Source organism: Aeromonas taiwanensis (assembly GCF_000820165.1).
GTDB lineage: Bacteria > Pseudomonadota > Gammaproteobacteria > Enterobacterales > Aeromonadaceae > Aeromonas > Aeromonas taiwanensis.
The window spans coordinates 43,058-62,552 of record NZ_CDDD01000030.1 but is presented as its reverse complement, the minus strand read 5'-3'; the positions used below and the strand labels follow the sequence as shown (position 1 = coordinate 62,552).

General features: G+C 61.2%; 16 protein-coding genes. 5 read left to right on the top strand and 11 right to left on the bottom strand.

The features are described from left to right. Positions 1-26: 26 nt before the first annotated feature. From coaE to BN1136_RS05315, 7 genes are all read right to left on the bottom strand, one after another. Positions 27-641, bottom strand: a complete 615-nt coding sequence (gene coaE, locus BN1136_RS05345) for a dephospho-CoA kinase (RefSeq protein WP_043762815.1) — start codon at positions 639-641, stop codon at positions 27-29. Between the two features lie 18 nt (positions 642-659). Continuing rightward, entirely contained in the window at positions 660-1,532 is an 873-nt protein-coding gene (locus BN1136_RS05340; RefSeq protein WP_043762818.1) for a prepilin peptidase, read from the bottom strand. Positions 1,533-1,609: 77 nt separating this feature from the next. Beyond that, positions 1,610-2,851 (bottom strand): type II secretion system F family protein, encoded by a 1,242-nt coding sequence (locus tag BN1136_RS05335; protein WP_043762823.1) that lies wholly within the window; start codon positions 2,849-2,851, stop codon positions 1,610-1,612. A 124-nt stretch (positions 2,852-2,975) separates the two neighbouring features. Further along, positions 2,976-4,682 carry a PilB family type IVa pilus assembly ATPase TapB gene (gene tapB, locus BN1136_RS05330; RefSeq protein ID WP_043762825.1) on the bottom strand — a complete coding sequence of 569 codons (1,707 nt, stop codon included), beginning with the start codon at positions 4,680-4,682 and terminating at the stop codon, positions 2,976-2,978. Between the two features lie 6 nt (positions 4,683-4,688). Then, a complete protein-coding gene (locus tag BN1136_RS19675; RefSeq protein WP_043762827.1) occupies positions 4,689-5,132 on the bottom strand; it encodes a pilin in 444 nt (147 codons plus the stop codon). A 308-nt stretch (positions 5,133-5,440) separates the two neighbouring features. Next, entirely contained in the window at positions 5,441-6,304 is an 864-nt protein-coding gene (gene nadC, locus BN1136_RS05320) for a carboxylating nicotinate-nucleotide diphosphorylase (protein ID WP_043762829.1), read from the bottom strand. Between the two features lie 3 nt (positions 6,305-6,307). Further along, on the bottom strand, positions 6,308-6,769 hold the full coding sequence (locus BN1136_RS05315) for a retropepsin-like aspartic protease family protein (RefSeq protein ID WP_407921444.1): 462 nt from the start codon (positions 6,767-6,769) through the stop codon (positions 6,308-6,310). 138 nt (positions 6,770-6,907) lie between these two features. Here BN1136_RS05315 and ampD point away from each other — a divergent pair, with 138 nt between their 5' ends. The 5 genes from ampD (at position 6,908) to lpdA (ending at position 14,842) form a co-directional block, all read left to right on the top strand. Continuing rightward, complete coding sequence (ampD, locus tag BN1136_RS05310) at positions 6,908-7,480, top strand: 1,6-anhydro-N-acetylmuramyl-L-alanine amidase AmpD (RefSeq protein ID WP_043762832.1); 573 nt, start codon at positions 6,908-6,910, stop codon at positions 7,478-7,480. Between the two features lie 276 nt (positions 7,481-7,756). Next, on the top strand, positions 7,757-8,521 hold the full coding sequence (gene pdhR / locus BN1136_RS05305) for a pyruvate dehydrogenase complex transcriptional repressor PdhR (protein ID WP_043762834.1): 765 nt from the start codon (positions 7,757-7,759) through the stop codon (positions 8,519-8,521). Positions 8,522-8,604: 83 nt separating this feature from the next. Next, positions 8,605-11,265 (top strand): pyruvate dehydrogenase (acetyl-transferring), homodimeric type, encoded by a 2,661-nt coding sequence (gene aceE, locus BN1136_RS05300; RefSeq protein WP_043762836.1) that lies wholly within the window; start codon positions 8,605-8,607, stop codon positions 11,263-11,265. Between the two features lie 111 nt (positions 11,266-11,376). After that, complete coding sequence (gene aceF / locus BN1136_RS05295) at positions 11,377-13,269, top strand: pyruvate dehydrogenase complex dihydrolipoyllysine-residue acetyltransferase (RefSeq protein ID WP_043762839.1); 1,893 nt, start codon at positions 11,377-11,379, stop codon at positions 13,267-13,269. A 148-nt stretch (positions 13,270-13,417) separates the two neighbouring features. Continuing rightward, a complete protein-coding gene (lpdA, locus tag BN1136_RS05290) occupies positions 13,418-14,842 on the top strand; it encodes a dihydrolipoyl dehydrogenase (RefSeq protein ID WP_043762841.1) in 1,425 nt (474 codons plus the stop codon). 70 nt (positions 14,843-14,912) lie between these two features. Here the strand turns inward: lpdA and BN1136_RS05285 are convergent, their stop codons facing one another. The 4 genes from BN1136_RS05285 to BN1136_RS05270 form a co-directional block, all read right to left on the bottom strand. Further along, the gene (locus tag BN1136_RS05285) at positions 14,913-15,116 is read right to left on the bottom strand and encodes a hypothetical protein (protein WP_231557830.1); all 204 of its coding nucleotides are present in this window, start codon (positions 15,114-15,116) and stop codon (positions 14,913-14,915) included. 319 nt (positions 15,117-15,435) lie between these two features. Next, a complete protein-coding gene (locus BN1136_RS05280; RefSeq protein WP_043762844.1) occupies positions 15,436-15,648 on the bottom strand; it encodes a hypothetical protein in 213 nt (70 codons plus the stop codon). A gap of 146 nt (positions 15,649-15,794) precedes the next feature. Beyond that, a complete protein-coding gene (locus BN1136_RS05275; protein WP_043762846.1) occupies positions 15,795-17,441 on the bottom strand; it encodes a methyl-accepting chemotaxis protein in 1,647 nt (548 codons plus the stop codon). Positions 17,442-17,565: 124 nt separating this feature from the next. Beyond that, positions 17,566-19,476: a methyl-accepting chemotaxis protein gene (locus BN1136_RS05270; protein WP_043762848.1), complete on the bottom strand. Its 1,911-nt coding sequence runs from the start codon at positions 19,474-19,476 to the stop codon at positions 17,566-17,568. Between the last annotated feature and the right edge of the window lie 19 nt (positions 19,477-19,495).

Genomic DNA, 19,495 nt, shown 5'->3' with positions numbered 1-19,495 from the left:
GCCAGCCATAAACCGGCCTAGTGTACTCACTGTTGGCTGGCTTGTTGAGAGGCAAATGCCAGATATGTCTGGTGCAGGGCTAAAATTCGCGCGGTAATGGTCTCGCTTGTGCCACTTTGGTTGTCCAGTACGTCATCGGCCATCGCCAGGCGCTCGCTGCGGCTCGCCTGGGACGCCAGTATCGCCAGGGCCTGTTCCCGACTGACGCCATCGCGGCGGCAGGTACGCTCGATTTGCGTCGCTTCGTCCACATCGATCACCAGTACCCGATCGGCGAGGGCAGTGAGTCTGTTTTCCACCAGCAAGGGGACGACCAGCAGGCAGTAGGGGGAGCGGGTTGCCGCACACTGGCGCAGCATCTCGCTGCGGATGAGGGGATGGAGCAGGGCATTGAGCCACTCCTTGGCCTGCGAATCGGTGAAGATCCGCTCTCGCAGCCGGCGGCGATCGAGCTGGCCATCGGGGGCAACGACATCCGGGCCAAAATGGGCGGCAATGGCGGCCAGGGCCGGGGTGCCGGGCTCCACGACCTCGCGGGCGATGACGTCGGCATCGACTACGTCGATCCCCAAGGCCGCGAACCGATCGGCGACCGTGGTCTTGCCGCTGCCGATGCCGCCGGTGATGGCTACCACATACATGAGTCAGAGATCCTTTTGCTAGAGCACGAGTTCGAGATACCAGCGGGTGATCTTATCCCCCCACAGCAGCGCTATCCAGCCCGCGATGGCAAGGTAGGGGCCAAAGGGGATTGGGTTGCCCTGATGGTGCTTGCGCAGAGCGATCAGTGTGATGCCGATGACGGCCCCCACAAGGGAGGAGAGCAGCAGTATGATGGGGAGCGCCTGCCAGCCGAGCCAGGCTCCCAGCGCCGCCAGCAGCTTGAAGTCACCATACCCCATGCCCTCCTTGCCGGTGAGCAGCTTGAAACTCCAGTAGAGGCTCCAGAGCACCAGATAACCCGCCATGGCTCCGATGACCGCATCAACTAGGGGAACGAAACCACCCAGCAGGTTGAACAGCAACCCGCTCCACAGCAGTGGCAGGGTGATCTGGTCTGGCAGCAGCATCTTGTCCAGATCGATAAAGGTGAGCGCCACTAGACTCCAGGTGAGCAAGAGGGCAGCAAGCACACCCCAGCTGGGCGTCAGAGTGGCGGCCACGGCGACGGACAGCAGGGCCGTGAGTAGTTCGACCAGAGGATAGCGGGCCGAAATGGGGGCCTGGCACTCGCGGCAGCGCCCTCTGAGCCAGAGCCAGCTCAGGAGTGGAATATTCTCGATGGCCGTGATGGCATGGCCGCAGTGAGGGCAGGCGGAGCGGGGTACCATCAGGTTGTAGCGTTCGTTGGCGGAGATGGACTCATCCTCATCGAAATAGTCGTGATATTCGGCGCGCCAATCCCGCTCCATCATGATGGGCAGGCGGTGGATCACCACGTTGAGGAAACTGCCCACCATGAGGGAGAAGAGAAAGATCAAGGAGAGATAGAGCCAGGGCAAGCCTAGGGCCAGTTCAATAAGAGGCGCCATAAATCAATCGCTAGTGTTGGGAAAGAGGGGGCAGGCGGCCAGGCTGAAACCAGCCGGCTGGCCGCTCACCAAGGAGGTCAGTGTATCACAGAGCCCAGCTTGAAGATGGGGAGGTACATGGCAACGACCATGCCGCCAACCAGCACCCCCAGCACCACCATGATGATGGGTTCGAGCAGGCTGGTGAGCCCGTCCACCATGTCATCGACCTCCTGCTCGAAGATGCCCGCGACCTTGGAGAGCATGTCGTCAATGGCGCCAGACTCCTCACCGATCATGACCATCTGGGTCACCATGTCGGGAAAGAGATCCACGGTGCGCATGGCGACGTTGATCTGCATGCCAGCCATGACCTCGTTGCGAATGGCCATGATGGCTGTGCGGTAGACATAGTTGCCCGAGGCGCCGGCCGACGAGACCAGTGCCTCCACCAGGGGAATACCGGCGGAGAAGGTGGTGGAGAGGGTGCGGGCAAAGCGGGCCATGGCGGCCTTGTGCAGTATGTTGCCCACGACGGGGATGGTGAGAATGAACCTGTCGGTGCTGTCTCGCACCTTCTGGGATGTTCGCCAGGCTCGCACATAGAGGAAAACGGCCAGGGCGAGGCCGCCAAAGATGACATACCACCACGCCTGCATGAACCGGGAGATGCCGATGACGAACTGGGTAAAGGCGGGCAACTCGGCACCGAAGCTCTTGAAGATCTCTTCGAACTGGGGAATGACGAACAGCAGCAATATAGAGGTAACGACGATGGCAACCAGAATGACCATGGCGGGGTAGAACATGGCCTTCTTGATCTTGGATTTGAGCGCTTCAGACTTTTCGCGATAGGTGGCGATGCGGTCGTAGATGGTCTCCAGTGCGCCGGACTGCTCCCCTGCCTCGACGAGATCGCAGTAGAGATCGTCAAAGTAGCGGGGATGGCGGCGTAGCGCCTCCGACAGAGGGGTACCGGTCTCCACATCGGCGGCGATCTGGCCGATTAGTTCGCGCACTGCTGACTTCTCGTGGCCGCGGGCGATGATCTGCAGGCTCTGCACCAGGGGCACACCGGCAGAGAGCATGGTGGTGATCTGGCGGGAGATGACGGCGATGTCCATCGGCTTGATCCGGACGCCGCCCCTCGAAAACAGCCCCTGGCCCTGCTTGCTGACCTTGGTGACATTGACGCCCTGCTTGCGCAGTTCGGCCTTGACGGTATTGATGCTGTCGGCCTGGAAATCGCCGGACACCTTCTGCCCCTTGCGATTGAAGCCGTGCCAGCGGAATGAGAAGATCTTTTTGGGCGCGTTCTTTCTTTGAGCTAATGTTGCCATCACTGCATCCTGCAATTGGGCGACGGTGGCCGGATGTTGCTGCCCGTCCGGCTCATCTTGGCTTGGAAAACATCATCGGGGTGATGGCAGCGCTTCACCCGGTGAGATGCCTCGAACACTCTACTCAGTTGGTGGTGATCCGGTTTATTTCGGCCAGGCTGGTGACCCCGAGGCGGGCTTTTTCCAGGCCCGAGGTCCGCAGGGTACGCATCCCTTCCTTCTGCGCGATGGCCGCGATTTGCAGCGAGTTGGCTCCCTGCATGATGAGCTTGGCGATGTTGTCCGACATCAGCATGATCTCATAGATGCCGACGCGTCCTCTGTATCCTCCCGAACACTCCTTGCAACCCACGGGCTTGAACAGGCGCAAGCCTGCAGCGAGCTGCTGCTGGCTAAATCCGAGCTCCAGCAGTTCGGCTTCCGGTACTGTTTCGGGGGCCTTGCAGTGGTCACACAGTTTGCGGGCGAGACGCTGGGCCATGATGAGGGTCACCGAAGAGGCGATGTTGAAGGCGGGGACGCCCATGTTCATCATGCGGGTGAGTGTCTCGGCCGCTGAATTGGTGTGCAGAGTAGAGAGCACCAGGTGACCGGTCTGGGCGGCCTTGATGGCGATCTCGGCGGTTTCAAGGTCCCGTATTTCGCCTACCATGACGATGTCGGGATCCTGGCGAAGGAAGGAGCGCAGGGCGCTGGCAAAGGTGAGCCCCGCCTTGGGATTGATCTGCACCTGGTTGACACCGGGCAGGTTGATTTCCACCGGATCCTCGGCGGTGGAGATGTTGACCTCGCTGGTATTGAGGATGTTGAGGCCGGTATAGAGCGATACCGTCTTGCCCGATCCAGTGGGACCGGTGACCAGTATCATGCCCTGTGGCTTGGAGAGGGCGTGAAGGTATTGCCCCCTCTGACGCTCGTCAAAGCCGAGCTGATCGAGGTTGAGACGGGCGACCGAGGAGTCCAGCAGCCGGATAACGATCTTCTCACCCCACATGGTGGGCAGGGTGTTGACCCGCATGTCCATAGAACGATTGCGCGAAATCTTGAGCTTGATCCGGCCGTCCTGGGGCAGGCGCCGTTCGGCGATATCGAGGCGGGCCATCACCTTGAGGCGGGCCGCGAAGCGGTTGGCCAGATTGACCGGCGGAGTGGCGATCTCGTGGAGTATGCCGTCAATGCGGAACCTGATGCGGTACTTCTGTTCATAAGGCTCGAAATGCAGGTCGGAAGCCCCGCGCTTGATGGCATCCATCATGATTTTGTGGATGTACTTGACGATGGGAGCATCATCGTCGGCAGTGTTGACGCCCTCGTCGATGCGAGAGCTCTCATCGGAAACCTCGAGCTCAGAGATCTCGGCCTCATCGATGTGGTCCATGCCAAGGGTGTCCTGTTCGCTCTCCATCAGCTTGCCTATGGCGGTGGTCAGCTTGCTCTCCTCGACCAGCAGGGCCTCGGTGTGCAAGCCGAAGCTGAAGCCGAAATCCTCCAGGGCCGACACATTGGTCGGATCCGACATGGCGATATAGAGGGTGTGCCCCTGGGTGTAGATGGGCAGGACGTGGTGCTTCTCAATCAGCTTTTGATTGAGGTATTTCTGCGGGATCTCGGCCAGGTCGAAGGCGGCTAAATCCAGCAGAGGTACCCCATACTCCAGCTCGCAAAAATCGGCGAGAGCCTTGCTGTCGAGGATGTCGTTTTCAATGAGGAAGGTGACAAAGGGCTTGCGCTGTGCCCTGGCTTGGCTCAGATAGCGTTGTGAGTCCGGCTCACTGAGGAGGGAGGAAGCGGCCAGGCTGGTGGCCAGGCCGCTATTTAGGGAGGAGGTCATTGTTTACTATTTACCGGGGCAATAGTCGGCAGCCGCCGTTGGGCAGCTCCCGGTCCATGTCAATGGATCGTTATTGTTCGTTGGCACAGAGCTGGTCAAGATGTACGTATCACTAGTTGTTAGAGGTGAAAGTGTTCCAGCTGCAGCGCTTGCTGATGGTGCTGAAGTGATGACCCATGCAGTGGCGGCACCTCCGGTAACTGTAGTGACAACGTTACCCTTGGTAGGAGCTGCGCCACTTTGGATTTCAGTAAGAAGGCATCCAGTGCCTTTCGACTGGACACATACTTCAATCTGAGTTTTATAACCGCCTGTCGCTGAGGCCACTTCTGTCATCTTGGCCTTTTTGGTGTAATTCTGATACGCCGGCAATGCGATGGCGGCGAGGATGGCGACGATCGCAACGACGATCATCAATTCGATTAGCGTAAACCCTGACTGTCTTTTCATGTCAAATTTCCTTTTGTCCATGGTTCCTGATAAGCACCGGTGGAATGCTATCCACAGCCAGTATCTTATCCGAGCGCTTCGGGTTGGCAACAGAGGCAGGGCTCTTGTTGGCCACTTTTGTGTCATTTAGTGAAACTTGTAGAAAAATCAACGGTTAAAAGGTTTCTCTTGGCACTGTTCAATCTCGGGGAGGGCCCATCTTCACACTCCTTATGTCGTGGGTTCCTGCATAAAGAAAAGGCGCCGATGGCGCCTTTTGCAAGTTTCGAGTCCTGTAATATTTCCCAAGCAACGGGGGGCTGATTCGATCAATCCTCGATAAAGCGCATCGAGAGATCCAGCGCCCGCACGTGTTTGGTCAGTGCACCCACCGAGATAAAGTCGACGCCGGTCGCGGCATATTCCGCCAGCGTCTCCAGGGTGACGTTGCCGGAAACCTCCAGTTTGGCACGCCCCTGATTGAGTCGAACGGCCTCTCTCATCATGGGAACGTCGAAGTTGTCCAGCATCACGATGTCTGCCTGGGCTGCCAGCGCCTGTTCCAGCTCGGGCAGGGATTCCACTTCCACTTCCACCGGCTTGCCCGGATTGAGGTGGCGCGCTTGTGCGATCGCCGGAGCTATACCGCCGCAGGCGAGGATATGATTCTCCTTGATGAGATAGGCATCATGGAGCCCGATGCGATGGTTCTTGCCGCCGCCGCAGGTGACGGCATATTTCTGGGCGGTACGCAGGCCGGGCAGAGTCTTGCGGGTGTCGAGCAGCCGGCAATCCGTTCCTTCCAGCTCGGCCACGTACCGTGCGGTCAGGGTGGCGACGCCAGAGAGGGTCTGCACGAAGTTCAGGGCATTGCGCTCGCCAGTCAGGAGCACGCGAGCCGGGCCATGGAGGCGGAACAGTTCCTGGTTGGGGGAGAGGCGCTCGCCATCTTGCACCAGCCACTCCACCTTCACTTCGCCGCCGAGCTGGGCGAACACCTCGTCGACCCAGGGCTGCCCGCAGAACACGCCGGCCTCGCGGGTGATGACCCGCGCGCTGGAGAGGCGATCCGCCGGGATCAGCTGGGCCGTGATATCGGCGCTGGCGTCCGGTTGATCCAGTGCGGTGAGGGCATCGCCCAAGTCTTCGAGTAGTGCGGCGCGCACGGCGCGGCTGACGTCCTGTTGAAACATGCCTTATTCCTGCAAGGGTCTGAGCAGCAATTGCCGCTCCTTTTGAACCAGCTCCAGCCGACCGAGGGCATTCATGCCTACCAGCACCTCGTCTCCCTCCGCCGCCGGATTGATGAAGATGGCCAGATCGTACAAGGTCAAAGGGCCCATCGCCAGCGTTTCAATGGTACCGTTGCCGACTCGGATCATTCCGGCCGCCGTGTTGACCTGGCTGCTGCCGTGGGCGGTCAGCCCCAGCCGCTCCGCGACCGGCTGCGGGACGGTTATGCGGGTGGCACCCGTGTCCAGCAGCAGTTGCACAGGCTGGCCGTTGATGGCACCCTCCAGACGATAATGGCCGCTGGCATCCGCCTTGAGCAGCAGATCGCCATCAGCGGTGACGGACGGTTGCTCGCGAGCATGAAAATAGAGGGTCAACAGGCCCAGCAGCGAGAGCCAGGCCAGCAGCCAGAGACGGCGTGCCATCGGGTGCATAGGATGTCCCACATCGCGCGAGTGAATGGCTCAGCCTAACACAGCTTTAGCCGTGAATTCAGAGACTTGTTTCCCCTTTAGTGCGCCGTCATGCCAGGGCGCCCATTCCCATTGTGAGTCGAGCAGACGATGACAAATCCCACAACCCAGTTTTCCATCGATCGAGAAGGATGGTGCGATCAGGCCCGCAAGGTGCCCTCGCCCCATCACAATGCGCGGCTCAGCCCCGACGATGTCTCTCTGCTGGTGATACACGGCATCAGCCTGCCGCCGGGCGAGTTTGGCGGCCCCTGGATAGACGATCTGTTTCTCGGCCGGCTGGATCCCGACGCTCACCCCTATTTTGCCGGTATTCATCAGCTGCGGGTCTCGGCCCACTGCCTGATCCGGCGGGACGGGGAGCTGGTGCAGTACGTGCCGTTTTGTGCCAGGGCCTGGCATGCGGGGGTATCGCGCTGGGAGGAGAGGGAGGCGTGCAACGACTTCTCCATCGGCATCGAGCTGGAAGGCACCGACGAGCTTCCCTACAGCGACGTGCAGTATGAGGTGCTGTCAGGTCTCACCCGAGCCATTTCACGCCAGTATCCAGCCATCACGGCGGAGCGGATTGTAGGTCACTGCGACATCGCGCCGGGCCGCAAGACGGATCCGGGGGGAAGCTTCGAATGGGCTCGATATCGGGAAAAGCTACACTTTGAGTGAAAAAACTAAAAATTATTTTGTGTTTTTAGAATCAATGGCTTGCCTTACAAGGCAAGCCATTTTTCATGCTGTTGAACAAATGTTGCCGGTGAGCAAGCTCACAAATATTGGTCAGACCATTTTCTATGAGCTGCATCATGATTACGGTAATTTACCCCTAAAGTGGTGATGTTGCTTCTTGATGCAGATCATATTTCGAGTGGACTTTTTCCATGCCCTCTGCTAATTTTCGCCCCAATCATAGAATTGGTAATACCAATTTAACAAAGTAGCCTCATGCCCTATATCAAGATAACTCAGCCCAAGCTGGCCGACGCCATCGTCGCCGAGCTGGAAAGCATGATTCTGGAAGGCAGCCTGCAGCCGGGCCAGAAGTTGCCGCCCGAGCGGGAACTCGCCATCCAGTTTCAGGTATCGCGCCCTTCTCTGCGCGAAGCCATCCAGCGCCTGGAAGCAAGAGGGCTCTTGTATCGTCGTCAGGGCGGTGGCACTTACGTACAGAATGCCCTGAGCAAGGGGATCGCCGATCCCCTGTTCGAGCTGCTCAGCACTCACCCCGAAGCCCAGTACGACCTGCTGGAATTTCGTCATGCGCTGGAAGGCATCTGTGCCTACTACGCGGCACTGCGGGGTACAGAGGCTGACTTCGAGCGGATCCGCCTGGCGCAATCCGCCATCGAGGAAGCCGGCCAGCAGGGGTCGCTGGTGGCCGAATCCGCCGCCGTCACCCAGTTCTATCTGGCCGTGGCCGAGGCCTCCCACAACGTGGTGCTGTTGCACCTGTTGCGGGCCATGGGCCCCATGCTCGAGCAGAACATTTTACGAAATAACGAGATTTTGAATCGCCGTCCGGGAGTGGTAGCCAAGATCCGTCGCCATCGTGCGAGCCTGATCGAGGCTATCCTGTCGGGGGCTCCGGAGCGGGCCAGAGCTGCTTGTCATGAGCACCTGGCCTTTATCGAGGACACCTTGTTGGATATGCAGAGGGAAGACAGCCGGATCCAGCGATCCATGCGTCGGATCCGTCAGCAGGAAAACTAATCCCACAAGGCTTTCTTTATTGTCGAATGCTTGCGCCCTTCGCCGTGCAATGCCGTGCAATCACAACAACATAGGAACCAGCCATGTCTGATATCCTGAAGAACGATGTGGACCCGATAGAAACGCTGGAGTGGCTTGCCTCTCTGGAATCCCTGCTGCGTGAAGAGGGTCCGCAACGCGCTCAGTTCATCCTTGAACAGCTTGCTGAGAAGGCTCGCGCAAGTGGCGTGGACGTAGCTGCCAAGGCTACTCGCGACTACATCAACACCATCCCGTCCAGCGACGAACCGGCTTACCCGGGCGACCTGGAGATGGAACGTCGCATCCGCGCCATCATCCGCTGGAACGCCATGATGATCGTGCTGCGCGCCTCCAAGAAAGACCTGGACCTGGGTGGTCACATGTCTTCCTTCGCTTCTTCCGCGACCATCTACGAAGTCTGCTACAACCACTTCTTCCGTGCTCGCAACGAGAAGGACGGTGGCGACCTGGTTTACTTCCAGGGTCATATCTCCCCGGGCATCTACGCCCGTGCCTTCGCCGAAGGTCGCCTGACCGAAGAGCAGCTGGACAACTTCCGTCAGGAAGTGGATGGCAAGGGTATCCCTTCCTACCCGCACCCGAAACTGATGCCGGAATTCTGGCAGTTCCCGACCGTTTCCATGGGTCTGGGCCCGATCGCCGCCATCTACCAGGCCCGTTTCCTGAAGTACCTGACCGACCGTGGCATCAAGGATTGCTCCGAGCAGACCGTTTACGCCTTCCTGGGCGACGGCGAGATGGACGAGCCGGAAGCCAAGGGTGCCCTGACCGTTGCCGTGCGTGAAAAGCTCGACAACCTGGTCTTCGTGGTCAACTGCAACCTGCAGCGTCTGGACGGCCCGGTTGTGGGCAACGGCAAGGTCATCAACGAGCTGGAAGGCCTGTTCTCCGGCGCCGGCTGGGACGTCACCAAGGTCATCTGGGGTCGCAAGTGGGATGAGCTGCTGAAGAAAGACACTTCCGGCAAGCTGATCCAGCTGATGAACGAGACCGTGGACGGTGACTACCAGACCATGAAGTCCCGCGATGGCGCCTACGTGCGCGAGCACTTCTTCAACCGTTACCCGGAAACCGCCGCGCTGGTCAAAGACATGACCGACGAGGAGATCTTCGCCCTGAACCGTGGCGGTCACGACCCCCGCAAACTGTTCGCCGCCTTCTCCAAGGCTGCAGAGACCAAGGGCAAGCCGACCGTGATCCTGGCCAAGACCATCAAGGGCTATGGCATGGGCGAAGCGGCCGAAGGCAAGAACATCGCTCACCAGGTCAAGAAGATGGATCTGGGCTCCGTGCGTCACCTGCGCGATCGTTTCAACCTGCCGGTGACCGACGAGCAGCTGGAAAACCTGCCGTACCTGAAGATCGAAGAAGGTACCGAAGAGCACAAGTACCTGCACGCCCGTCGTGCCGCACTGAAGGGCTATGTACCGACCCGTCTGCGCGAGAGCACCACCAAGCTGGAAATCCCGGCGCTGGATGCCTTCGGTCCGCTGCTGGGCGAACAGGCGCGCGAAATCTCCACCACCATGGCGTTCGTGCGTTCCCTGAACGTGATGCTGAAAGACAAGTCCATCGGCAAGCGCATCGTGCCGATCCTGGCTGACGAAGCCCGTACCTTCGGTATGGAAGGCCTGTTCCGCCAGATCGGTATCTACAGCCCGCACGGTCAGCAGTACACCCCGCAAGACCGCGACATCGTCTCCTACTACAAGGAAGACAAGCAGGGTCAGGTTCTGCAAGACGGTATCAACGAGCTGGGCGCCATGTCCTCCTGGCTGGCTGCTGCCACCTCTTACAGCACCAACGACTGCCCGATGATCCCGTTCTACATCTACTACTCCATGTTCGGCTTCCAGCGGATCGGCGACATGGCGTGGGCAGCCGGTGACCAGCAAGCCCGTGGCTTCCTGCTGGGCGCGACCTCCGGTCGTACCACTCTTAACGGAGAGGGCTTGCAGCACGAAGATGGTCACAGCCACATCCTGGCCGGTACCATCCCGAACTGCATCTCCTACGACCCGTCCTACGCCTACGAAGTGGCGGTGATCGTACAGGACGGCCTGCGCCGCATGTACGGTGAGAACCCGGAGAACGTGTTCTACTACATCACTACCCTGAACGAGAACTACGCCATGCCGGCCATGCCGGAAGGCGCCGAGGAAGGCATCCGCAAGGGTATCTACAAGCTGGAAACCGTGGCCGGCACCAAGGCCAAGGTACAGCTGCTGGGTTGTGGCTCCATCCTGGGTCACGTGCGTACCGCCGCCCAGATCCTGGCGAGCGAGTACGGCGTGGGTTCCGACGTGTTCAGCGTGACCTCCTTCAACGAGCTGGCTCGTGACGGTCAGGACGCGGATCGCTGGAACATGCTGCACCCGACCGCCGAGGCTCGCGTTCCCTACATCGCTCAGGTACTGGGCGCCGAAGCCACCATCGCCGCGACCGACTACATGAAGTCCTTCGCCGATCAGGTGCGTGCCTTCGTACCGACCGAGAACTACCGCGTGCTGGGTACCGACGGTTACGGCCGTTCCGACAGCCGTGCCAACCTGCGTCGTCACTTCGAAGTGAACGAGTTCTACGTGGTAGTTGCTGCCCTGACCGAACTGGCCAAGCGCGGCGAGATCGACAAGCAGGTTGTGGCCGAGGCCATCGCCAAGTACGGCATCGATGCCGACAAGGTGAACCCGCTGTACGCGTAAGAGGAACGAGTGTCGCGCCGGGTATCCGGCGCGACCTTGCAAAGGTTAACGCGAGAGACGCGTGAGCGAGGTCAGCCCGTCACGCGGATACACGCAAGAGGATAAAGCGCAATGTCCAAACAGATTATGGTGCCGGATATCGGTGCCGATGAAGTTGAAGTCACCGAGATCATGGTGGCCGTGGGTGACAAGGTCGAGCTGGACCAGTCCCTGATCGCCGTGGAAGGTGACAAGGCTTCCATGGAAGTCCCGGCTCCGGCCGCGGGTATCGTCAAAGAGATCCTGATCAAGGTGGGCGACAAGGTTGCCACCGGTTCCCAGATCATGGTCTTCGAAGCCGAGGGTGCTGCCGCACCGGCTCCGGCCCAGGCTGCTGCCCCGGTTGCTGCTGCGCCGGCCACCGCTCCGGCCGCTGCCGCTCGTCAGGACGTCAACGTACCGGACATCGGTGGTGACGAAGTCGAAGTGACTGAAATCATGGTTGCCGTGGGCGACATGGTTGAAGCCGACCAGTCCATCATCGCCGTGGAAGGTGACAAGGCCTCCATGGAAGTGCCGGCACCGTTCGCCGGTCGCGTGGTCGAGATCAAGGTTGCCGCCGGTGCCAAGGTCTCCACCGGTTCCCTGGTGATGGTATTCGAAGTGGCGGGCGCTGCCCCGGCCGCTGCTGCCGCTCCGGCTCCTGCGGCCGCCCCCGTGGCTGCCGCTCCGGTTGCCGCCGGCGCGAAAGACGTCAACGTACCGGACATCGGTGGTGACGAAGTGGAAGTCACCGAGATCATGGTGGCCGTGGGTGACAAGGTTGAAGCCGACCAGTCCCTGATCACCGTGGAAGGCGACAAGGCCTCCATGGAAGTGCCTGCACCGTTCGCCGGTGTGGTCAAGGAGATCAAGGTGAAGGCGGGTGACAAGGTCTCTACCGGTTCCCTGATCATGGTGTTCGAAGTGGCGGGTGCCGCTCCGGCTGCCGTGGCTGCTCCTGCCGCCGCCCCTGCGCCTGTTGCTGCCGCTCCGGTTGCCGCCGCCCCTGCGCCGGTTGCCCAGGCTGCTGCCGCTTCCGACTTCGTGGCCAACGATGCCTACGTCCACGCCTCCCCGGCGGTACGCCGTCTGGCACGCGAGTTCGGCGTCAACCTGGCCAAGGTGAAAGCCTCCGGTCGCAAGGGTCGCATCGTCAAAGAAGACGTGCAGGCTTACGTGAAGGATGCGGTCAAGCGCGCCGAGTCCGCTCCGGCTGCTGGCACCGGCACTGGCAACGGCATGAGCGTCGTGGCCTGGCCGAAGGTTGATTTCAGCAAGTTCGGCCCGGTCGAAGAGCTGGAACTGACCCGTATCCAGAAGATCTCCGGTCCTGCCCTGCATCGCAACTGGGCCATGATCCCCCACGTCACCCAGTTCGACGAAGCGGATACCACGGATCTGGAAGCGTTCCGCAAAGAGCAGAACATCCTGGCCGAGAAGCAGAAGCTGGACGTGAAGATCACCCCGTTGGTGTTCATCCTGAAAGCCGCCGCCAAGGCCCTGGAAGCCCATCCGCGCTTCTGCAGCGCCCTGTCCGAAGACGGCAGCAAGCTGATCATGAAGAAGTACATCCACATCGGTGTGGCGGTGGATACCCCCAACGGTCTGGTGGTTCCGGTGGTTCGCGACGTCAACAAGAAGGGCATCCACGAGCTGTCCCGCGATCTGGCCGAGATCTCCAAGAAGGCCCGTGCCGGCAAGCTGACCGCTGCCGACATGCAGGGCGGTTGCTTCACCATTTCCAGCCTGGGTGGCATCGGTGGTACCAGCTTTACCCCGATCGTCAACGCGCCGGAAGTGGCCATCCTGGGCGTCTCCAAGTCCGAGATGAAGCCGAAGTGGAACGGTAAAGAGTTCGTGCCGCGTCTGATGCTGCCGCTGGCTCTGAGCTACGACCACCGCGTCATCGACGGCGCCGACGGTGCTCGCTTCATCACCACCCTGAGTGGTGTACTGTCCGACATTCGTCGACTGGTCCTGTAAGTGAGAGGGCGGGCCCAGAGCCCGCCCTTTTTGCTTCTCATTTCATTAACAGGATTGTAAACTTGCCCCGTTTTTTTCACGGCTGCAGCCGCCTTGTCTGGCATAAGACTGTGCTGTCCGGGGATATAAGAACGACAAAGAGGTCATGATGAGTAAAGAAATCAAAACCCAGGTCGTAGTACTGGGTGCTGGCCCTGCCGGTTATTCCGCTGCCTTCCGTGCGGCTGACTTGGGTCTGGATACCATTATCGTCGAGCGTTACTCCACCCTGGGTGGCGTCTGCCTGAACGTGGGTTGCATCCCGTCCAAGGCACTGCTGCACGTCGCCAAAGTCATTGAAGAAGCCAAGGCGCTGGCCGAGCATGGCATCGTCTTCGGTGCCCCGCAGACCGACATCGACAAGGTGCGTCTGTGGAAAGAGAAGGTCATCAACCAGCTGACCGGCGGTCTGGCTGGCATGGCCAAGATGCGTAAAGTCCAGGTCGTGAACGGCTTCGGCAAGTTCACCGGCCCGAACACCCTGGAAGTGGAAGGCGCCGACGGCAAGACCACCGTCACCTTCGACAACGCCATCATCGCCGCGGGTTCCCGTCCGGTGAAGCTGCCGTTCATCCCCCATGAAGATCCCCGCGTATGGGACTCTACCGATGCGCTGGAACTGACGACCGTACCGGGCAAGCTGCTGGTCATCGGTGGCGGCATCATCGGTCTGGAGATGGGTACCGTGTACTCCTCCCTGGGCTCCGAGATCGACGTGGTGGAATTTGCCGACCAGCTGGTACCGGCTGCCGATAAAGACATCGTCAAGATCTACACCAAGCGCGTTGCCAAGAAATTCAACATCATGCTGGAGACCAAGGTCACCGCAGTTGAAGCCCGTGAAGACGGCCTGTACGTCTCCTACGAAGGCAAGCATGCCCCGGCCGAGCCGGTGCGCTACGACAACGTGCTGGTTGCCGTGGGTCGTGTGCCGAACGGCAAGATGCTGGACGCCGAAAAGGCGGGCGTTGCCGTCAACGAGCGTGGTTTCATCGAGGTGGACAAGCAGCTGCGTACCAACGTGGCTCACATCCACGCCATCGGTGACATCGTCGGTCAGCCCATGCTGGCCCACAAGGGTGTGCACGAAGGCCACGTTGCGGCCGAAGTCATCGCCGGCAAGAAGCACTACTTCGACCCGAAAGTGATCCCGTCCATCGCCTACACCGAGCCGGAGATGGCCTGGGTCGGTCTGACCGAGAAGGAAGCCAAGCAACAGGGCCTGAACTTCGAAGTCGCCACCTTCCCGTGGGCTGCGTCCGGTCGCGCCATCGCGTCCGACTGCGCCGATGGCATGACCAAGCTGATCTTCGACAAGGAGAGCGGCCGCGTCATCGGTGGTGCCATCGTGGGTACCAACGGCGGTGAACTGCTGGGTGAAATCGGTCTGGCCATCGAGATGGGTGCCGACGCCGAAGACATCGCACTGACCATCCACGCTCACCCGACTCTGCACGAGTCCGTGGGCCTGGCTGCCGAAGTGTTCGAAGGCTCCATCACCGACCTGCCGAACGCCAAGGCCAAGAAGAAATAAGCTTCTTCCCGCCTGTGAAAAAGCCGCTCCATGGAGCGGCTTTTTGTCGTCTGTCTTTCGGGGTTTGCCGTCAGCAGCGTCCCTTCTTCGCCTGACCCGGCGGGCAGAACGAGCGATAGCCGCCGTGGTGATGACCATCGTAATGGTCCCGGTAGTCCCGTTCGCGATAGTACCTGTCGCGGTGGTGGTGATGGTGATCGTCGTAATGACGATAGTAGTGGTCGACATGGTAACGGTAGTAGCCGTCGCTCACCCGGATGTGCGCGTCATCCACGCTGAAATCCGCGCCGTGGACCCGCACCGGGCCACTGGCGCAACCGCTGAGCAAGGCGCCAAGCAGTACGATCAGAATCCGCTTGTCCATAACAACCTCCTGTGTTTCCCCTGATTATGTTGCCGTTCACCATGAATACCGGGGCGGATTGATGGTGTTGCGTCACGACTTGCCGCTGGCATCGCGATGAGCCAGTCCAGCATCCTTCATGAGGGGAAGTGCGTGCCGTGTTGAGGCGGTGGTTGGCGGCGCATCATGGCGCTCGCCAGTGATGTGTTAGAGGGTCTGCTCCGCCCGGGGAACGGGCATGAAAAAGGCGCTAGCAGCGCCCTTTCTTGGCCTGTCCCGGTGGACAGAAGTGACCCCGCTGGCCGCCATGATAATCGTCGTCGTAATAGCGGTCGTGGTGGCCGTCGTAGACCCTGATCCGGGTGTCATCCACACTGACATCGGCGCCGTGCACTCGCACCGGACCGCTACTGCAGGCCGACAGCAGTGCGCCCAGTACCATGACCATCATCAGTTTGCCCATTCTCGTTCTCCTTGGTTCTCCCCTGATTATGAAGCATTGCGGCCAGGAATCCTGAGTCGAATTGGCGGCGTTGCGTCATGGCCTGCCGTTGCCATGAAAAAAGGGAGCGCGTTGGCTCCCTGGTCCAGAAAATGAGGGGGAAGGGGTCACAGCCGGAAGTTGCCGACCAGCTTGTCGAGCTCGCCGGAGAGCTGTTGCAGGCTGCGGCTGGACTCGGTGAGCTGGTGGGCGATGTCGGCCGTCTCCATGGTGAGCTGGTTGATGTCCTCTACGTTGCGGTTGATCTCCCCGACCACGCTGGACTGCTCCTCGGTGGCGGTAGCGACTTGGATGTTCATGTCGCTGATCTGGGTGATGTGGCCTGTGATTTGATCGAGGGCCCCGTTGGCCTCGTCGGCCTGGGTGACCACCAGCTGGCTCTGGTTGCGGCCCTGGGCCATGGCACTGACGGCGCGGGCGCTCTGCTCCTGGAGGCTGTTGATCATGACCTGGATCTCGGCGGTGGAGGCGGCGGAGCGGCTGGCAAGGTTGCGCACCTCGTCGGCCACCACGGCGAAGCCGCGGCCCTGCTCACCGGCACGAGCGGCCTCGATGGCGGCATTGAGGGCCAGCAGGTTGGTCTGCTCGGAGATGCTGCGGATGGTATCGAGGATGCTGCCGATGGAGTCGGTCTGGCTGGCCAGGGACTCGATGACGCCGGCGACCTGTTCGATCTCGCCGGAGAGACCGACGATGCCGTGGCGCGCCTGGGCCACGACCTGGGCCCCTGCATCGGCCTGCTCGTTGGCCTGCTTGGCGACGTCGGCAGCCAGGGACGCATTGCCGGCAATCTCGCTGACGGTGGCCCCCATCTCGTGGATGGCGGTGGCGACCTGGACGGTGCGATCCCGCTGGGCAGTGCAGTTGTGCTGGGTGAGCTGGGCTTTGGCGGCCACCTCGCCAGCGGTGGCCGCCACCTGACGGGAGTTGGTGGCGACCTGCTCGATGGCGCCGTGAATGCGGGTGACGAACTGATTGAAACTGTGGGCAATGTCGGCCAGCTCGTCCTTGCCGCTGAGGCTGGCACGGCTGTCGAGGGCGAGATGGCGGGCCACGTCGCCGATGTGGGACTGCAGGAAGGAGACCCGGCGGCGCAGCCCTATCAGGATGAGGACGGAGACGAGCAAGGAGATGGAGAGGGCGACGGCGATGATGGCGATCATCTGGTTACGCCCGTTGTCATAGCTGCTCTCGCTCAGCTCGTTGCGATGCTGGGCCTGGCGGATCAGCCCGTCGAGCAGGGCATTGGCCCCCTTGCGCATGACGCCATAGCTCTGGCTGTAGCGATCCCGGTAAAGGGTGCGAGCCACCTCCATCTGATCCTGCTCCAGTGCCTGCAGCATGGGGCTCAGCTCCTCGCGCTCCATCTGGATGAACTGATCGAGCAGGGTCTGGGCCTCGGCCCGGGCGGCGGGATCAACCTGTGCCTTGACGGCCTGCTCCATGGCCTGGCGCATCTCGGGAATATCTTCCTCACGGGTCTCCTTGACCCGGGTTTGTACCCCCTTCTCGTCGCGCAGTGAGGTGTCCTGCAGCAGCATCATGTCGATGCCGACGCGCATGCGCGGGATGCGGGAAGCCACTTCCGCCATGGCCCGCATGGGGGTGGCGGTATTCTGGTACAACTCGTCGGCCTGCTGCTTGATGCTGCCCATGCTGCGCAGACTGGCGGCGCCCACCAGCAGCAGGGCGAGACAAGGCACGGTGACGGCCAGGATGAGTTGGTTTTTGATGGTGAGATTGCCTGCCAGCATGATGACTCCTTGGTGTGGTGCTGTGTCGCGAGTGTAGCGACCCGGCATGACGGTTTGCCGTCGTGCCGGGGTCGGCCTTCCCTGCCGACCCGGTAAAAAAGGGGCGCTGCAGCGCCCCTTCATGTCACAGCCGGAAGTTGCCGACCAGCTTGTCGAGCTCGCCGGAGAGCTGTTGCAGGCTGCGGCTGGACTCGGTGAGCTGGTGAGCGATGTCGGCCGTCTCCATGGTGAGCTGGTTGATGTCCTCCACATTGCGGTTGATCTCCCCGACCACGCTGGACTGCTCCTCGGTGGCGGTGGCGACCTGGATGTTCATGTCGCTGATCTGGGTGATGTGGCCTGTGATTTGATCGAGGGCCCCGTTGGCCTCGTCGGCCTGGGTGACCACCAGCTGGCTCTGGTTGCGGCCCTGGGCCATGGCACTGACGGCGCGGGCGCTCTGCTCCTGGAGGCTGTTGATCATGACCTGGATCTCGGCGGTGGAGGCGGCGGAGCGGCTGGCGAGGTTGCGTACCTCGTCGGCCACCACGGCGAAGCCGCGGCCCTGCTCACCGGCGCGGGCGGCCTCGATGGCGGCATTAAGGGCCAGCAGGTTGGTCTGCTCGGAGATGCTGCGGATGGTGTCGAGGATGCTGCCGATGGAGTCGGTCTGGCTGGCCAGGGACTCGATGACCCCGGCGACCTGCTCGATCTCGCCGGAGAGGCCGACGATGCCGTGGCGGGCCTGGGCCACGACCTGGGCCCCCGCATCGGCCTGCTCGTTGGCCTGCTTGGCGACGTCGGCAGCCAGGGACGCATTGCCGGCGATCTCGCTGACGGTGGCCCCCATCTCGTGGATGGCGGTGGCGACCTGGACGGTGCGATCCCGCTGGGCGGTGCAGTTGTGCTGGGTGAGCTGGGCCTTGGCGGCCACCTCGTTGGCGGTGGCGGCCAGCTGACGGGAGTTGCTGGCGACCTGCTCGATGGAGCCGTGGATCTTGGTGACGAAGTTGTTGAAGCCGGTGGCGACCTGAGCCAGCTCGTCACGGCCATCGACCTTGAGGCGCTGGGTCAGATCGCCGTCGCCGCTGCCGAGTTCCCGGAACAGGCGAGCCAGCTCGTTGAGCGGGCGACTGACCGAGCCGGCCAGCAGCACGCCGAGCAGCCCCATGCCGACGGCGATGACTAGGCTGACCAGCACGATATGCAGGCGTGCCCGATCCAGCTCGGCAAAGATCTCGTTTTCAGGTACCTGAGCTACCAGATACCAGTCCAGCAGGGGGATATAGCTGCTGGCCAGGATCACCGGCTGGCCGTCGACATTGGCGTGGGTAGCGGCAAAAGGCTGCTTGGCCAGCAGGTTGGTGCTGCCGCCTTCTGCCAGCTGGGTCAGGTTGTCCCGATCGATGCGGGCCGCGTCCGGGTGCAGTTTCACCTTGCCACTGCCATCGGTCATGAAGACGAAGCCGCTCTCACCGATGCGAAAATCGGCGAGCATGCTGACCATGCTGTCGAGGGACTTGGCGAGGCCGGCGAGGCCGCGACCATCCTTCTGCTGGAAGTTGACGAACAGCTTCACCTCGCCATTGGTCTCGCGAAAGATGCTGAGCATCAGATCCTGGCCGCTCTTGGTGTAGTCGTAGAACCAGTTGTCCTGGTCGTGGTTCAGGATACGCAGGAAGCCGTCCTGGTTGTAGTAAGCCGCGCTCTGGCGATCGGCGAAGGAGGCGGTGACGAGGCCGTACTGGCTCGTCATGTCCTTGAGCTGGTTGATGAGGATGGCCTCCTGCTCCTTGGGCATGCCGCGCTCGACCCAGTCCAGCACGAAGCGATCGTTGGCCAGCTGCCTGGCGGCGTTCGCGACCGAGGTGAGATCTTTCTCGATCTCCTTGCCGATACGCTGCGTGAGGTTGGGCAGTTCCTGCTGGAACATGCGCTGTTCGATCAGCTGCTGTGCCGAACGCTGGCTGAAATACCCCACCAGCAGGCAGGAGAGGGCGACGGCGAGGATGACGGTGGCCAGAATTTTCTGTTTCAGTGTCAGGCTTGCGAACATAAGGGTGACTCGGGATTGT

Coding starts and splice junctions, on each gene's coding strand:
- coaE (WP_043762815.1), bottom strand. CDS start 641: ATGTATGTGGTAGCCATCACCGGCGGCATCGGCAGCGGCAAGACCACG.
- BN1136_RS05340 (WP_043762818.1), bottom strand. CDS start 1,532: ATGGCGCCTCTTATTGAACTGGCCCTAGGCTTGCCCTGGCTCTATCTC.
- BN1136_RS05335 (WP_043762823.1), bottom strand. CDS start 2,851: ATGGCAACATTAGCTCAAAGAAAGAACGCGCCCAAAAAGATCTTCTCA.
- tapB (WP_043762825.1), bottom strand. CDS start 4,682: ATGACCTCCTCCCTAAATAGCGGCCTGGCCACCAGCCTGGCCGCTTCC.
- BN1136_RS19675 (WP_043762827.1), bottom strand. CDS start 5,132: ATGAAAAGACAGTCAGGGTTTACGCTAATCGAATTGATGATCGTCGTT.
- nadC (WP_043762829.1), bottom strand. CDS start 6,304: ATGTTTCAACAGGACGTCAGCCGCGCCGTGCGCGCCGCACTACTCGAA.
- BN1136_RS05315 (WP_407921444.1), bottom strand. CDS start 6,769: ATGGCACGCCGTCTCTGGCTGCTGGCCTGGCTCTCGCTGCTGGGCCTG.
- ampD (WP_043762832.1), top strand. CDS start 6,908: ATGACAAATCCCACAACCCAGTTTTCCATCGATCGAGAAGGATGGTGC.
- pdhR (WP_043762834.1), top strand. CDS start 7,757: ATGCCCTATATCAAGATAACTCAGCCCAAGCTGGCCGACGCCATCGTC.
- aceE (WP_043762836.1), top strand. CDS start 8,605: ATGTCTGATATCCTGAAGAACGATGTGGACCCGATAGAAACGCTGGAG.
- aceF (WP_043762839.1), top strand. CDS start 11,377: ATGTCCAAACAGATTATGGTGCCGGATATCGGTGCCGATGAAGTTGAA.
- lpdA (WP_043762841.1), top strand. CDS start 13,418: ATGAGTAAAGAAATCAAAACCCAGGTCGTAGTACTGGGTGCTGGCCCT.
- BN1136_RS05280 (WP_043762844.1), bottom strand. CDS start 15,648: ATGGGCAAACTGATGATGGTCATGGTACTGGGCGCACTGCTGTCGGCC.
- BN1136_RS05275 (WP_043762846.1), bottom strand. CDS start 17,441: ATGCTGGCAGGCAATCTCACCATCAAAAACCAACTCATCCTGGCCGTC.
- BN1136_RS05270 (WP_043762848.1), bottom strand. CDS start 19,476: ATGTTCGCAAGCCTGACACTGAAACAGAAAATTCTGGCCACCGTCATC.